Annotated in this window: 13 protein-coding genes; 2 read left to right on the forward strand and 11 right to left on the reverse strand. The window is 75.5% G+C overall.

From position 1 onward, the window contains the following. Window positions 1-14: 14 nt before the first annotated feature. The 11 genes from tyrS to argC all read right to left on the reverse strand — a co-directional run bounded on the left by tyrS (window position 15) and on the right by argC (window position 11,596). Window positions 15-1,277: a tyrosine--tRNA ligase gene (gene tyrS, locus ACFUMH_RS15435; protein ID WP_378207415.1), complete on the reverse strand. Its 1,263-nt coding sequence runs from the start codon at window positions 1,275-1,277 to the stop codon at window positions 15-17. Window positions 1,278-1,365: 88 nt separating this feature from the next. Continuing rightward, window positions 1,366-2,100 carry a DNA-3-methyladenine glycosylase gene (locus ACFUMH_RS15440; protein WP_378207419.1) on the reverse strand — a complete coding sequence of 245 codons (735 nt, stop codon included), beginning with the start codon at window positions 2,098-2,100 and terminating at the stop codon, window positions 1,366-1,368. Further along, window positions 2,097-2,726: a uridine kinase gene (locus ACFUMH_RS15445; RefSeq protein WP_378207422.1), complete on the reverse strand. Its 630-nt coding sequence runs from the start codon at window positions 2,724-2,726 to the stop codon at window positions 2,097-2,099. The genes ACFUMH_RS15440 and ACFUMH_RS15445 overlap by 4 nt, the downstream gene beginning before the upstream one ends. Then, window positions 2,726-4,171, reverse strand: coding sequence for an argininosuccinate lyase (gene argH / locus ACFUMH_RS15450; RefSeq protein ID WP_378207425.1), 1,446 nt, complete (start codon window positions 4,169-4,171; stop codon window positions 2,726-2,728). Before argH ends, ACFUMH_RS15445 begins: the two co-directional genes overlap by 1 nt. Then, window positions 4,164-5,405: an argininosuccinate synthase gene (locus tag ACFUMH_RS15455; RefSeq protein WP_378207428.1), complete on the reverse strand. Its 1,242-nt coding sequence runs from the start codon at window positions 5,403-5,405 to the stop codon at window positions 4,164-4,166. The genes argH and ACFUMH_RS15455 overlap by 8 nt, the downstream gene beginning before the upstream one ends. Before the next feature lie 76 nt (window positions 5,406-5,481). Then, window positions 5,482-5,991 carry an arginine repressor gene (locus ACFUMH_RS15460; protein ID WP_378207432.1) on the reverse strand — a complete coding sequence of 170 codons (510 nt, stop codon included), beginning with the start codon at window positions 5,989-5,991 and terminating at the stop codon, window positions 5,482-5,484. Then, window positions 5,988-6,920: an ornithine carbamoyltransferase gene (gene argF, locus ACFUMH_RS15465; RefSeq protein ID WP_378207435.1), complete on the reverse strand. Its 933-nt coding sequence runs from the start codon at window positions 6,918-6,920 to the stop codon at window positions 5,988-5,990. The genes ACFUMH_RS15460 and argF overlap by 4 nt, the downstream gene beginning before the upstream one ends. Continuing rightward, window positions 6,917-8,155, reverse strand: a complete 1,239-nt coding sequence (locus tag ACFUMH_RS15470) for an acetylornithine transaminase (protein WP_378207453.1) — start codon at window positions 8,153-8,155, stop codon at window positions 6,917-6,919. Before ACFUMH_RS15470 ends, argF begins: the two co-directional genes overlap by 4 nt. 149 nt (window positions 8,156-8,304) lie before the next feature. Then, window positions 8,305-9,312: an acetylglutamate kinase gene (gene argB / locus ACFUMH_RS15475; RefSeq protein ID WP_378207438.1), complete on the reverse strand. Its 1,008-nt coding sequence runs from the start codon at window positions 9,310-9,312 to the stop codon at window positions 8,305-8,307. Continuing rightward, window positions 9,309-10,535 carry a bifunctional glutamate N-acetyltransferase/amino-acid acetyltransferase ArgJ gene (gene argJ / locus ACFUMH_RS15480; protein WP_378207441.1) on the reverse strand — a complete coding sequence of 409 codons (1,227 nt, stop codon included), beginning with the start codon at window positions 10,533-10,535 and terminating at the stop codon, window positions 9,309-9,311. The genes argB and argJ overlap by 4 nt, the downstream gene beginning before the upstream one ends. Next, entirely contained in the window at window positions 10,532-11,596 is a 1,065-nt protein-coding gene (gene argC, locus ACFUMH_RS15485) for an N-acetyl-gamma-glutamyl-phosphate reductase (protein ID WP_378207445.1), read from the reverse strand. The genes argJ and argC overlap by 4 nt, the downstream gene beginning before the upstream one ends. A gap of 93 nt (window positions 11,597-11,689) precedes the next feature. Between argC and ACFUMH_RS15490 the strand changes: the two genes are divergently transcribed. Both ACFUMH_RS15490 and ACFUMH_RS15495 read left to right on the forward strand, forming a co-directional pair. Then, window positions 11,690-12,673: a quinone oxidoreductase family protein gene (locus ACFUMH_RS15490; protein WP_378207447.1), complete on the forward strand. Its 984-nt coding sequence runs from the start codon at window positions 11,690-11,692 to the stop codon at window positions 12,671-12,673. Next, window positions 12,670-13,446, forward strand: a complete 777-nt coding sequence (locus ACFUMH_RS15495; protein ID WP_378207450.1) for a DsbA family protein — start codon at window positions 12,670-12,672, stop codon at window positions 13,444-13,446. Before ACFUMH_RS15490 ends, ACFUMH_RS15495 begins: the two co-directional genes overlap by 4 nt. Window positions 13,447-13,521: the final 75 nt, after the last annotated feature.

Raw genomic sequence — 13,521 nt, forward strand, 5'->3', positions numbered from 1 at the left:
GGCAGTGCGCGACCTCAGGCCCGGGCGTCGACGACGGCGAGCGTGCGCTTGCCGCGCCGCAGCACCGCCCAGCGCCCGTGCAGCAGGTGGTCCGCGGTGAGGACGGCGTCCTCGTCCGTGACCCGCACGTTGTTCACGGACGCCCCGCCCTCGGCCACCGCGCGACGGGCGGCTGCCTTGCTGGGCACGACGCCCGTGGCGGCGAGGAGGTCGACGACGGCGTCGCCCGCTCCGCCGCGCGCTGTGGGCAGCTCCGCCACGGCGGCCGCGAACGTGTCGGCGTCGAGGTCCTCGAGCGCACCCCGTCCGAACAGCGCCTGGCTGGCGGCGACGACGGCGTCCGCGGCACCCGTGCCGTGCACGAGGGCGGTGACGTCGTACGCCAGCGTCCGCTGCGCCTCGCGCGCCGCCGGCCGGCTCGCCACCGACTCCTCCAGCTCCGCGATCTCCGCCCGGCTGCGGAACGTGAAGACCTTGAGGTAGCGCACGACGTCGGCGTCGTCCGTGTTGACCCAGAACTGGTAGAAGGCGTACGGCGTCATCATGTCGGGCGCGAGCCAGACAGCGCCGCCCTCCGACTTGCCGAACTTCGTGCCGTCGGCCTTCGTGATGAGCGGCGTGGTCAGCGCGTGCACGGGCGTGCGCTCGGTCTTGCGGATCAGGTCGACGCCCGACAGCAGGTTGCCCCACTGGTCGTTGCCGCCGGTCTGCAGCGTGCAGCCGTGCCGGCGGAACAGCTCGCGGAAGTCGAGCCCCTGCAGGATCTGGTAGCTGAACTCCGTGAACGAGATGCCCTCCTCGCTCGCGAGCCGCCGCGCCACCGTGTCCTTCGCGAGCATCGTGCCGAGGCGGTAGTGCTTGCCGACGTCGCGCAGGAAGTCGATCGCGGACAGCCCGCCGGTCCAGTCGAGGTTGTTCACCATGACGGCGGCGTCGGGGCCCTCGAAGTCGAGGAAGCGCTCGATCTGGGCGCGCAGGCGGCCGACCCACTCGGCCACCGTCTCGGGCGTGTTCAGCACGCGCTCCCCCGACATGCGCGGGTCGCCGATCAGGCCCGTGGCGCCGCCGACGAGGGCGAGCGGGCGGTGCCCCGCGAGCTGCAGGTGCCGCATGAGCACGAGCTGCACGAGGTGCCCGTGGTGCAGGCTCGGCGCCGTCGGGTCGAAGCCCGTGTAGAACGTGACCGGCCCGGCGTCCAGCGCCTGGACCAGCGCGTCGCGGTCGGTGGTCTGGGCGACGAGGCCCCGCCACTCGAGCTCGTCGAGGATGCTGCTCACGTCTGTCTCCTCCTCGCGGGCGCGGGGCGCCCGGGGTCGTGGTCGTGCGGTCGGGTGGTCCGGGAGGCGGCGCGCAGGGGCACGGGCCTCAGGCCGACGTCGTCGCCCCGCGCGGGGCGTCTGCCGACGCCGGCGACCGATACGCCGGGCGGTACGCGGAGACCGTCCGCTCGTCCGTCAGCCAGAGCCGCCAGGGGTGCGCGCCGCCGTCGCCACCCGGCCCCGACACGCCGACCCGCGGTCCCGTCGCGACGGCGGGCAGCACGGTGCCCGTGTCGCGCCGGCGCACGACCACCGCGCCACCGGGCTCCGTCACGTCGCAGCCGTTCGCCGCGAGGTCGAGACCGAGGCACACGGCCAGCCGCGCCGGTCCGCGCGCGAGCTGCCGCGCGCTGTCCACCACGCCGGACCGCTCGCGGCGCGCCCACGCGAGCTCGGCGCCGTCGACGACCTCGCCGGCGCGCAGCAGCACCGCCGACGCCCGCCCGGCGGGCTGCGTCACGACGTTGACGCAGTGGTGCAGGCCCATGTGCCGGTACACGTAGAGCCGTCCGGGCTCGGCGAACATCGCCGCGTTGCGCGGCGTCCGGCCGCGGAAGGCGTGCGAGCCGGGGTCGTCCTCGCCGCCGTACGCCTCGACCTCGGTCAGGCGGACCGTGACGGCACCCTCGGGCGTGCGGGTGGTCACGTAGCCGCCGAGCAGGTCGCGCGCCACCTGCAGGACGTCCCGCGCGTACCACGTGCGTGCGGGCACCGGGCCGAGGCCGAGGACGCCGCCCGGGGGCGGCGCGTCCCCGGGAGCGGGCTCCGGCTCGACGGTCACGCGGTCATCATGCCAAAGGCGTCGAGCCGGACGTCGGCCCGTCCGCGCGTCCCCTCGCGCGCGAAGTGCGCGTCCTCGTCCGCCATCCACGTGCGCCAGTGGGGCAGCGCGGCCTCGCCGTCGCGCTCGAGCCCGCGCCGCAGGCGCAGGTCCGGCGCCGCCTCGACCCACACGCGGAGGGTCGCCACGGCGTCGGCCGCGCGCCGCGCCGACCCGCACCCCTCCAGGACGAGGACGTCGGTGACGGGCACGTCGACCCAGTCGTCGAACCGGTCGGACGGCCAGTCGAACCGCTGGTAGCGCCCCGGCAGGCCGCGGCGCAGCGGCTCGAGCACCTGGGCGGACAGGCGCGGCCACAGCGAGCCCTCGAGCCCGCGCCAGCCGGCGTACAGGTCGTCGAGGTGCAGCACGTCGGCACCCGCGCCGCGCACCCGCACCTGCGCGGCGAGCCGGCCCGCCGCCGTCGTCTTGCCCGACCCGGCGGGGCCGTCGACGCAGACGAGCCGGACGGGGCCGAGCCGGCGGGGCCCGTCGAGCACGCGGTCGGCGAGGGCGCCGGCGACCGCGTCCGCGTCGGGCGGTCCTGCGGCAGCGTGCCCCGCCGCCGCCCCGGGCCGCTCCCCCATCAGGAGGCGCGCGACGCCCGCAGCCGCGCCGCGGCGTCGCGTGCCCGGCCGAGCTGCTCCGCCACGCGCACGGGTGCCGTGCCGCCGTGCGCGGACCGCGACGCGAGCGAGCCCTCGACGGAGAGCACGGCCCGGACGCCCGGCGTCAGATGCGGTGAGATCGCCTGCAGCTGCGCGTCGGTCAGGTCCCACAGCTCGAGCGCCGGCTCGTGCTCCTCGCACGCGCGCACGCACGCACCGGCCACCTCGTGCGCGACGCGGAACGGCACGCCCTCGCGGACGAGCCACTCGGCGATGTCGGTCGCCAGCGAGAAGCCCTGCGGCGCGAGCGCGGCCATCCGCCCGGTGTCGAACGTGAGCGTCGCGACCATGCCCGCGAACGCGGGCAGCAGCACCGTGAGCTGGTCGACCTGGTCGAAGACCGGCTCCTTGTCCTCCTGCAGGTCGCGGTTGTACGCGAGCGGCAGGCCCTTGAGCGTCGTCAGGAGACCGGTGAGGTCGCCCACGAGGCGCCCCGCCTTGCCGCGTGCGAGCTCGGCGACGTCCGGGTTCTTCTTCTGCGGCATGATGCTCGACCCCGTGGAGTACGCGTCGTGCAGGCGCACGAACCCGAACTCCTTGGTCGCCCAGAGGACGACCTCCTCCGCGAGGCGCGAGAGGTCCACCGCGACCATGGCGGCGACGAACGCGAACTCCGCGACGACGTCCCGCGACGCCGTGCCGTCGATCGAGTTCTCGACCGGCGCGTCGAAGCCGAGCTCCGCCGCCACGGCGGCCGGGTCGAGCCCGAGGGACGAGCCCGCCAGCGCGCCCGACCCGTACGGGGACACCGCGGCGCGGCGGTCCCAGTCGGCCCAGCGCTCGACGTCGCGCAGCAGGGGCCACGCGTGCGCGAGCAGGTGGTGCGCGAGCAGCACGGGCTGCGCGTGCTGCAGGTGCGTGCGACCGGGCACGGGCGCGTCGCCCGCAGCCTCGGCCTGCGCGACCAGCGCGTCGACGACGTCGAGGACCATGCCCGACAGGACGCGTGCCTGGCGGCGCAGGTACATGCGCACGAGCGTCGCGATCTGGTCGTTGCGCGAGCGTCCGGCGCGCAGCTTGCCGCCCAGGTCCGCGCCGGCGCGCTCGATGAGCCCGCGCTCGAGCGCCGTGTGCACGTCCTCGTCGTCGGGCGTCGGCGCGAAGGTGCCGGCGGCGACGTCGGCGCGCAGGCGCTCGAGGGCGTCCTCCATGCCCGCGACCTCGGCGTCGGTCAGCAGGCCGGCCGCGTGCAGGACGTGCGCGTGCGCGACCGACCCGGTGATGTCGTCGTCGGCGAGCCGCCAGTCGAAGTGCGTCGAGCGCGACAGCTCGGTGAGGGCCGCCGCCGGGCCGGACGCGAAGCGTCCGCCCCACAGGGCGAGCGGGCCCTCACCGGGCGTCGCGGGGATCGTCTCCTCAGGCACGCGCGATGCCGCCCTGGTGCCCGAGGTCGGGCGCGTTCCCGAACTTGACGTCGCGCGCCGCGGCCAGCTTGGAGCTGAGCCCGTAGATCTCGATGAAGCCCTTGGCGGCCGACTGGTCGAACGTGTCGCCCGTGTCGTACGTCGCGAGGTTGAAGTCGTACAGGCTCGCGTCCGAGCGGCGGCCCGAGACGGTCGCGCGGCCGCCGTGCAGCACGAGCCGCACGTCGCCGGAGACGTAGCGCTGCGTGTCCTCGACGAAGACGTCGAGGGAGCGCTTGAGCGGGCTGAACCACTGGCCGTCGTAGACCAGCTCGGTCCAGCGCTGCTCGACGCCCCGCTTGAAGCGGGCCTGCTCGCGCTCCACCGTGACGTTCTCGAGCTCCTGGTGCGCCGCGATGAGCGCGATCGCGCCCGGCGCCTCGTAGACCTCGCGCGACTTGATGCCGACCAGGCGGTCCTCGACGATGTCGATGCGGCCGACGCCCTGGGCGCCCGCGCGGCGGTTCATCTCCTGGATCGCCTGCAGCGGCGTGACCGGCACGCCGTCGAGCGCGACCGGGACGCCCTCGCTGAACGTGACGACGACCTCGTCGGCGACCGGCGGGAACGTCGGGTCGTCGGTGTACGTGTAGACGTCCTTGGTGGGGCCGTTCCAGATGTCCTCGAGGAAGCCGGTCTCGACCGCGCGGCCCCACACGTTCTGGTCGATGGAGAACGGGTTGTGCTTCGTCGTCTCGATCGGCAGGTCGTGCTTCTCGGCGAACTCGATCGCCTTGTCCCGCGTGAGGGCGAGGTCCCGGACGGGCGCGAGGCACGTGAGGTCCGGCGCGAGCGACGTGATGCCGACCTCGAAGCGGACCTGGTCGTTGCCCTTGCCCGTGCAGCCGTGCGCGACCGTGGTGGCGCCGAACTGGCGGGCCGCGCGCACGAGGTGCTTCACGATGACGGGCCGCGACAGCGCCGAGACGAGCGGGTAGCGGTCGAGGTAGAGGCCGTTGGTCTTGAGGGCCGGCATGCAGTACTCGGTGGCGAACTCGTCGCGGGCGTCCGCGACGTACGCCTCGACGGCACCGCAGTCGAGCGCGCGGCGGCGGATGACCTCGAGGTCCTCCCCGCCCTGACCGACGTCGACCGCGACGGCGATCACCTCGGCGCCGGTGGCCTCGGCGATCCAGCCGATGCCCACCGAGGTGTCCAGCCCCCCGGAGTACGCGAGGACGACGCGATCGGTCATGTCAGGTTCTCTCCGTTCTCGGCAACGTCAGCATGCATGAACATACATCCTCACGCGGAGATATGCATAACCGGTTTCAGCCCTCGCCCGCGAGCGCGAGGAAGCGCGCCGCGACCGCCTCGCCGCCGTCGGCGGCGCGCGAGATGACGAGCACGGTGTCGTCGCCCGCGATCGTCCCGAGGACGTTCGGCAGCACGGAGTGGTCGATCGCGGACGCGAGGAACTGCGCGGCACCCGGCGGCGTGCGCAGCACCACGAGGTTGCCGGAGGCCTCGGCCGTCACGAGCAGCTCCGCGCAGAGGCGCGCCAGGCGCGCCGCGAGCATCTCGGTGTCGGTCGTCGCCGGCGTGCGGTCGCCGCCCTCCTGCGGCACGGCGTACGCGAGCGCCCCGGACGGCGTGCGGATCTTCACGGCGCGCAGCTCGACGAGGTCGCGCGACAGCGTCGCCTGCGTCACGTGCACGCCCTCGTCGGCGAGCAGCTCGGCGAGCTCGCCCTGGGAGTGCACCGACCCCCGCGACAGCAGGCTCGTGATCAGGGCGTGGCGCGCCGCCTTCGTCGACGGGATCGCGCCCGTCGTGCTCACGACCGCTCCAGGAGGAACGTCAGGAGCGCCTTCTGGGCGTGCAGGCGGTTCTCGGCCTCGTCCCAGACGACCGACTGCGGGCCGTCGAGCACGTCCGCGGTGATCTCCTTGCCGCGGTACGCCGGCAGGCAGTGCAGGACGAGCGCGTCGGGGGCGGCGAGCACGAGCGCGTCGGCGTCGAGCCGGAACGCGGTGAAGCGGTCGGCGCGCTCCCCTGCCTCGTCCTCCTGGCCCATCGACACCCATGTGTCCGTCGCCACGACGTCGGCGCCGGCGACGGCCGCGTCGCGGTCGTGCACGACGGCGACCGAGCCGCCCGTGGTGGCCGCGACGGCCTGCGCGGCCGCGACGACGTCCGGGTCGGGCAGCGCGTCCGGCGGGGTGCCGACGCGCACGTGCAGGCCCGCCGTCGCACCGCCGAGCAGGTACGAGTGCGCCATGTTGTTCGCACCGTCACCGACGTACGCGAGCGTCGTGCCGGGCAGCGACGCGACGCCGCCGCGGTGCTGCGCGACGGTCGTGAGGTCGGCCAGCACCTGGCACGGGTGGAACTCGTCGGTGAGGGCGTTGACCACGGGCACCCCGGCGGCCGCCGCCATCTCGTCGAGCCGCGTCTGCGCGTGCGTGCGCCAGACCACCGCGGCGACCTGACGGCCCAGCACCCGTGCGGTGTCGGCGATCGACTCGCGGACGCCGATGCGGGCGAGCGTCCCGTCGACCGCGAGCGGGTACCCGCCGAGCTCGGCGATGCCCGCCGTGAAGCTCACCTGCGTGCGCAGCGTCGGCTTGTCGAAGATGACCGCGACCGCCCGCGGGCCCGCGAGCGGCGTCCGCACGAACCGGTCGCCCCGGAACGCGAGCGCGAGCTCGAGGACCGTCGTCTGCTCGTGCGGGGTGAGGTCGTCGTCGCGCAGGAAGTGCCGGGTCACGAGACGTCCTCCGCGATCTCGGCCGGCAGCGCGGCCACGAGGTCGACGAACGGCTGCGCCTGCTCGTCGGTGAGCACGAACGGCGGCGCGATGCGCAGCGTCGTGGGCGTGCACGGGTTGACGACGACGCCCGCGTCGAGTGCGTCCGCCGCGACGCGCGCCGCGACGGGCGCGGTCAGCTCGACGGCGATGAGCAGGCCCTCGCCGCGCACCTCGCGGACCAGCGGGCTGCCGGTGCCGGCGAGGCGCGCGCGCAGCCGCTCCCCGAGCGCCGTGACGTGCGCGAGCAGCCCGTCGCGCTCGATGACGCCGATCGTGGCGAGCGCGGCCGCGGCGGCGACGGGGTTGCCGCCGAACGTCGTGCCGTGCTGGCCGCGGCCGAGCAGGGACGCGACGTCCGGCCCGTAGGCGACGAGCCCGCCGACGGGGAAGCCGCCGCCCAGGCCCTTGGCGACCGTCACCACGTCCGGGACGACGCCACCGCCGAGATGCGGGTGCTGGTGCGCGAACCACCGGCCCGTGCGTCCCATCCCCGACTGCACCTCGTCGAGCACGAGCAGGGCGCCGTGCCGTGCGGTGAGCTCGCGGGCGCGCGCCAGGTAGCCCGGCGGCAGGGGACGCACGCCGGCCTCGCCCTGGACCGGCTCGACCACGAGGCCGGCGACCCGGTCACCCCCGTCGGCGAACGCGGCCTCGAGCGCGTCCGTGTCGCCGAACGGCAGGAACTCCACGCCGCCCGGCAGGGGCTCGAACGGCTCGCGGTACGCCGCCTTGCTCGTCAGCGCGAGTGCCCCCATGGACCGGCCGTGGAAACCGCCCTCGAGCGCCAGCACGCGCGGGCGGCGGCCGGCCGAGTGCCGGCGCAGCAGCTTGAACGCGGCCTCGTTCGCCTCGGTGCCCGAGTTGGTGAGGAAGACGCGCGAGCCCTCCGGCGCGCCCGCGAGGGCGAGCAGGCGCTCCGCCAGCGCGATCTGCGTCGGGCTCGCGAAGAAGTTGGAGATGTGGCCGAGCGTGCCGAGCTGCGCGCTGACCGCGGCCGTCAGGGTCGGGTGCGCGTGGCCGAGGGAGTTGACCGCGATGCCGCCGAGCAGGTCGAGGTAGCGGCGGCCGTCGGCGTCCCACACGTACGGGCCCTCGCCGCGCACGAGCACCCGCTGGGGCGGCCCGAACGTGTCCATGACGGCGTGCGTGTAGCGGTCCGTCCACTCGGCGACGGACCCTGCGCCGGCGGGCAGCGGGAGCGCGTCGTCCGGCGCCTCGGCGCGGTGCCGGGCGGCGGACGGCGGGGTGCTGCTCGCGGTGGTCGTCGCGGGCGCGGCGGGCGTCCCGGCGGGCGATGCGGCGGGCGGTGCGGCGGGCGGTGCGGCTGCGGCGGTGGGCTCGGTCACGGGGCGTCCTCCTGCGCGGCACGGACCCGGGGCACCGGGACCGTGGAGGGGTTGTCGGCCGGGTCGACGTCGGGCAGGACCATGGTGCCGACGCCGTCGGACGTGAAGACCTCGACGAGGATCGAGTGCGCCTCGCGGCCGTCGATGACGTGGGCGCGCGGGACACCGCCCTCGACGGCGCGCCAGCAGGCCTCCATCTTCGGGCGCATGCCGGCGTCGAGGCGGGGCAGCAGCGTCGCGAGGTCCGACGCGCGGATGCGCCGCACGAGGCTGTCGCGGTTCGGCCAGTCGGTGTACAGGCCCTCGACGTCGGTCAGCACGATGAGCTTGCGCGCGCCGAGCGCGACCGCGAGCGCGGCCGCGGCGGTGTCGGCGTTGACGTTGAGCACCTGCGTGGGGTCGTCGACGTCGGGCGCGACCGTGGAGACGACCGGGATGCGCCCCGCGTCGAGGAGGTCGAGCACCGCGCCGGGGTTCACCTGCACGACGTCGCCGACGAGGCCGACGTCGACCTCCTGGCCGTCGACGACGGCGGTGCGGCGCCGCGCCTGGAAGAGCGCGCCGTCCTCCCCCGACAGGCCCACCGCGTGCGGTGCGTGGCTGTTCAGCAGCCCGACCAGCTCGCGCGAGACCTGGCCCGTGAGGACCATGCGGACGACCTCCATGGCCTCCGGCGTGGTGACGCGCAGACCGCCGCGGAACTCGCTCTCGATGCCGAGGCGGTCGAGCATCGCGTTGATCTGCGGGCCACCCCCGTGCACCACGACGGGGCGCAGCCCGACCTGGCGCAGGAACACCATGTCCTCGGCGAAGGCGCGCTTGAGCCGGTCGTCGACCATCGCGTTGCCGCCGTACTTGACGACGACCAGCGCGCCGGAGAACTGCTGCAGCCAGGGCAGCGCCTGGATGAGGACCTCCGCCTTCTGGTCGGGGCGCAGGTCGGTGCGCGTGTCGAAGACGAAGTCGTCGGGCACCGGGGGCAGGTCGGGGCTCGTGCCGCTCATGTGGAGTACGCGCTGTTCTCGTGGACGTAGTCGTGCGTGAGGTCGTTGGTCCAGACCGTCGCGGACGCGTCGCCCGCGTGCAGGTCGACCACGACGTGGACCTCCCGCGCCGCGGCGAGGTCGAGCTGGGCGGGGTCCTCGTGGGCGCCGCCGGCGCGGCAGATCTGCAGGTCGTTGATCGTCACGTCGAGCGCCGCCGGGTCGAACGGGGCGACGTCCTCCGGCACCGTGCCGACCTGGGCGATGATCCGGCCCCAGTTCGGGTCGTTGCCGAACATCGCGGCCTTGAACAGGTTCGACCGCGTCACGGCGCGGGCCACGGCCACGGCGGCGTCCTCGGTGGTGGCGCCCTGCACGTGCACGGCGATGTCGTGCGAGGCGCCCTCGGCGTCGGCCACGAGCTGGCGTGCGAGGGAGGCGCACACGCGCAGCACGGCGTCGGCGAGGACGTCCGCGGGCGGCGTGACGCCGCTCGCGCCCGAGGCCAGGAGCGTCACGGTGTCCGAGGTCGACATGCAGCCGTCGGAGTCGACCCGGTCGAACGTCGCGCCCGTCGCGGCGCGCAGCGCGGCGTCCGCGGTCGCCGCGTCGACGTCCGCGTCCGTCGTGAGCACCGAGAGCATGGTCGCCATCGCGGGGGCGAGCATGCCCGCGCCCTTGGCCATGCCGCCGACGGTGAACGCGCCGTCCGGCGTCTCGACGCGCACGTGCGCGGTCTTCGGCACGCTGTCGGTGGTCATGATCGCGGTCGCCGCGTCCGGCCCCGTGCTGTCGCTCAGCGCCGCCACGGCCGGTCCGATGCCGGCGAACAGCTTGTCGCTCGCGAGCGGCACGCCGATCAGGCCGGTCGAGCACACGACGACGTCGCCGGCGGAGACGCCCAGGGCGTCCGCCACCTTCTCGGCCGTCGCGTGCGCGTCCTGGAAGCCGCGGGGGCCCGTGCCGACGTTCGCGCCGCCGGAGTTGAGCACGACGGCGGACACGACGCCGTCCGACACGGCCTGGCGCGACCACAGCACCGGCGCGCCCACGACACGGTTGGTGGTGAAGACGGCGGCACCCACCTGGCGCGGGCCGTCGTTGACGACGAGCGCGAGGTCCGGCGTGCCGGAGGCCTTGAGGCCGGCCGTGACGCCGGACGCGCGGAAGCCCGCGGCGGCGGTCACGCCCGGCGACGTGCCCGGCGACGTGCCCTCGAGGGCGGGTCCGAGGTGGTCGGTCACGGGGCGACTCCGTTCCGCGGGAGGCCGAGCGTCTCGGGCAGGCCGAGCGCGAGGTTGAGGGACTGCACCGCACCACCGGCGGTGCCCTTGACGAGGTTGTCGATCGCGGTGACCGTGACGACGCGACCGGCGCGCGCGTCGAGGGCCACCTGGACGTGCGCGGTGTTCGCGCCGGTCGTCGCGGCCGTCGTCGGCCAGCGGCCGTCCGGCAGCACGTGCACGAACGGCTCGTCCGCGTAGGCGGCGCGCCACACGGCGCGCAGCTCGTCCTCGCCGAGGGAGACGCCGGGCGCGAGGCGGGCCGTCGCGGTGGCGAGGATGCCCCGCGCCGTCGGGACGAGGACCGGCGTGAACGACGTCCGCACGTCCGACGCCCCGGCGCTGCGCAGGTTCTGCGCGATCTCGGGGACGTGCCGGTGGGTGCCGCCCACCGCGTACGGGACGACGGCGCCGAGCGCCTCGGAGGCGAGCAGGTGCGGCTTCAGCGACTTGCCGGCGCCGGAGTAGCCCACGGCGAGGACGGCGACGAGGTCGGTGGTGTCGAGCAGGCCCGCGGCGACCCCCGGCTGCAGGCCGAGCGTGACGGCGGTGACGTTGCACCCCGGCACGGCGATGCGCCGCGTCCCCGCGAGCCGGTCGCGCTGGCGGCCGAGGGTCTCGGCGACGACCAGCTCCGGGAGGCCGTAGGTCCACGTGCCGGCGTGCGGGCTGCCGTAGTAGGCCTCCCAGTCGGCGGCGTCGACGAGCCGGTGGTCCGCACCCAGGTCGAGGACGACGGGGTCCTCGCCGAGCGCCTCGAGCTCGGCCGCGACGGCGCCGCTCGCCCCGTGCGGCAGGGCGAGCACGACGACGTCGTGGCCCGCGAGCGCCTGCGCGGTGGTGGGGGCGAGGACGCGGTCCGCGAGGTCCACGAGATGGGGGTGGTGGTCCCCCAGGGTCGAGCCCGCGTTGCTGTGCGCGGTGAGCGCACCGATGTGCGCCTCGGGGTGGTCGAGCAGCAGGCGGAGGATCTCGCCGCCCGCGTACCCGCTGGCGCCGGCGACCGCGACCGAGAACGTCATGTGCATGAACATACAGGGGTACGCACAAACATACCAACGCTGGCGGTGCCGACCTGCGGGAACACCGCCGCCCGCGCCACGGTTGCGACGGTCATGCGCGCAGTCGTCGCCGCCCGCGCGGGCGGGCCCGAGGTCCTCGAGGTCGTCGACGCCCCCGAGCCGGAACCACGGCCGGACGAGGTGCTCGTCCGGCTCGCCGCGGCCGGGGTCAACTTCATCGACACCTACCGTCGCACAGGCACGTACCCGGTGTCCTACCCGCACGTCGTCGGGTCCGAGGGCGCCGGCGAGGTCGTGGCCGTCGGGGCCGACGTCACGACCCTCGCGCCGGGCGACCGCGTCGCGTGGGCCGACGCCCCCGCGTCCTACGCCGAGCTCGTCGCCGTGCCCGAGCGCGCCGCGCTCGTCGTGCCGCCCGGCCTCGACGACCGGACCGCGGCCGCGCTGCCCCTGCAGGGCATGACCGCGCACTACCTCACGGCCTCCACCTTCCCGCTCGAGCGCGGGCACGACGTGCTCCTGCACGCCGCGGCCGGCGGCGTCGGCCTGCTCGTCACCCAGCTGGCCGCCGCCCGGGGCGCCCGCGTGATCGCGACCGTGGGCACGGCCGAGAAGGAGACGCTCGCGCGGGCCGCCGGGGCCGCGGACGTGATCCGCTACCGCGAGCTGTCCGACCTCACCGCCGAGCTCCCCGCGCTCGTCCGCGACCTCACCGGCGGGCACGGCGTGCACGTCGTCTACGACTCCGTCGGCAAGGACACGTTCGACGCGTCCCTCGCCTCCCTGCGCGCCCGCGGCACCCTGGTGCTGTTCGGCGGCTCGTCGGGGCAGGTGCCGCCGTTCGACCTGCAGCGCCTGAACTCCGCGGGCTCGCTGTTCGTGACACGCCCGACCCTCGGGCACCACCTCGCGACCGCCGACGAGCGCGCGTGGCGCTGGCGCGAGGTCGCCGAGCCGGCCGCGGCCGGTGCGCTGCAGGTACGCGTCGGTGCCACGCTCCCCCTGGCCGACGCTGCCGCCGCCCACCGCGCCCTCGAGGGGCGCGCCACCACCGGAAAGGTGCTGCTCCTCCCGTGACGACCTCCCCCGCCACCCCGTTCACGCCCCTCACCGGCCCGCTGTCCGCCCCACCCCGCAGGATCCGCGTCGACGTGTGGTCCGACGTCGCGTGCCCGTGGTGCTTCATCGGCAAGCGCCGGTTCGCCGCCGCCCTCGAGCGGTTCCCCCACCGCGAGCACGTCGAGGTCGTGTGGCGCTCCTACCAGCTGTCGCCGGAGACGGCCGCCGGGCCCGGCCGCCCGGAGGTCGACGCCCTCGCCGAGATGAAGGGCCTCGACCGCGACCAGGTGCGGCAGATGTTCGCGCACGTGACGGCCGTCGCCGCGACGGACGGGCTGCGGTACGACTTCGACCGCACCCTGGCCTTCAACACGTTCGACGCGCACCGCCTGCTGCACCTCGCGGCGCGGGCGGGCGGCGCACCGCTCGTCGACGCCACGACGGAGGCGCTGTTCACCGCGCACTTCGAGCAGCGCGCGGACCTCGGCGCGGAGGGGGCGCTCGTGGCGCTCGCCGGACGCGTCGGGTTCGCCGACCACGGCTGGGATTCGGACCGCGTCGCCGCCGCGCTGGCGGGCGACGACGCGGCGGACGCCGTGCGCGCGGACCTCGCCGAGGCGCGGGCGCTGGGCGTGACCGGCGTGCCGTTCTTCGTGGTCGACCGGAGGTACGCGGTCTCCGGCGCGCAGCCGGCCGAGGTGCTCACCCAGCTGCTCGACGCCGGGTGGCGCGAGGCGAACCCCCTCGCCGCCGTCGCGGGCGGCGACGTCTGCGGCCCCGACGGCTGCTGACGCCCGCGGGGCCGCTCGTCGTGCCGTGGCGTGCCGCGGTGCCGGTGGCCCCGCCCCCTGAGGAGCCACCGGCAC

Source organism: Cellulomonas sp. NPDC057328 (genome assembly GCF_042667215.1).
GTDB lineage: Bacteria > Actinomycetota > Actinomycetes > Actinomycetales > Cellulomonadaceae > Cellulomonas.

Bases quoted from the DNA above. Each gene is read 5' to 3' on its own strand.
- ACFUMH_RS15445 (WP_378207422.1), bottom strand. From the start codon at position 2,726: ATGGGGGAGCGGCCCGGGGCGGCGGCGGGGCACGCTGCCGCAGGACCG.
- ACFUMH_RS15455 (WP_378207428.1), bottom strand. From the start codon at position 5,405: ATGACCGATCGCGTCGTCCTCGCGTACTCCGGGGGGCTGGACACCTCG.
- argB (WP_378207438.1), bottom strand. From the start codon at position 9,312: ATGAGCGGCACGAGCCCCGACCTGCCCCCGGTGCCCGACGACTTCGTC.
- argC (WP_378207445.1), bottom strand. From the start codon at position 11,596: ATGACGTTCTCGGTCGCGGTCGCCGGCGCCAGCGGGTACGCGGGCGGC.
- ACFUMH_RS15490 (WP_378207447.1), top strand. From the start codon at position 11,690: ATGCGCGCAGTCGTCGCCGCCCGCGCGGGCGGGCCCGAGGTCCTCGAG.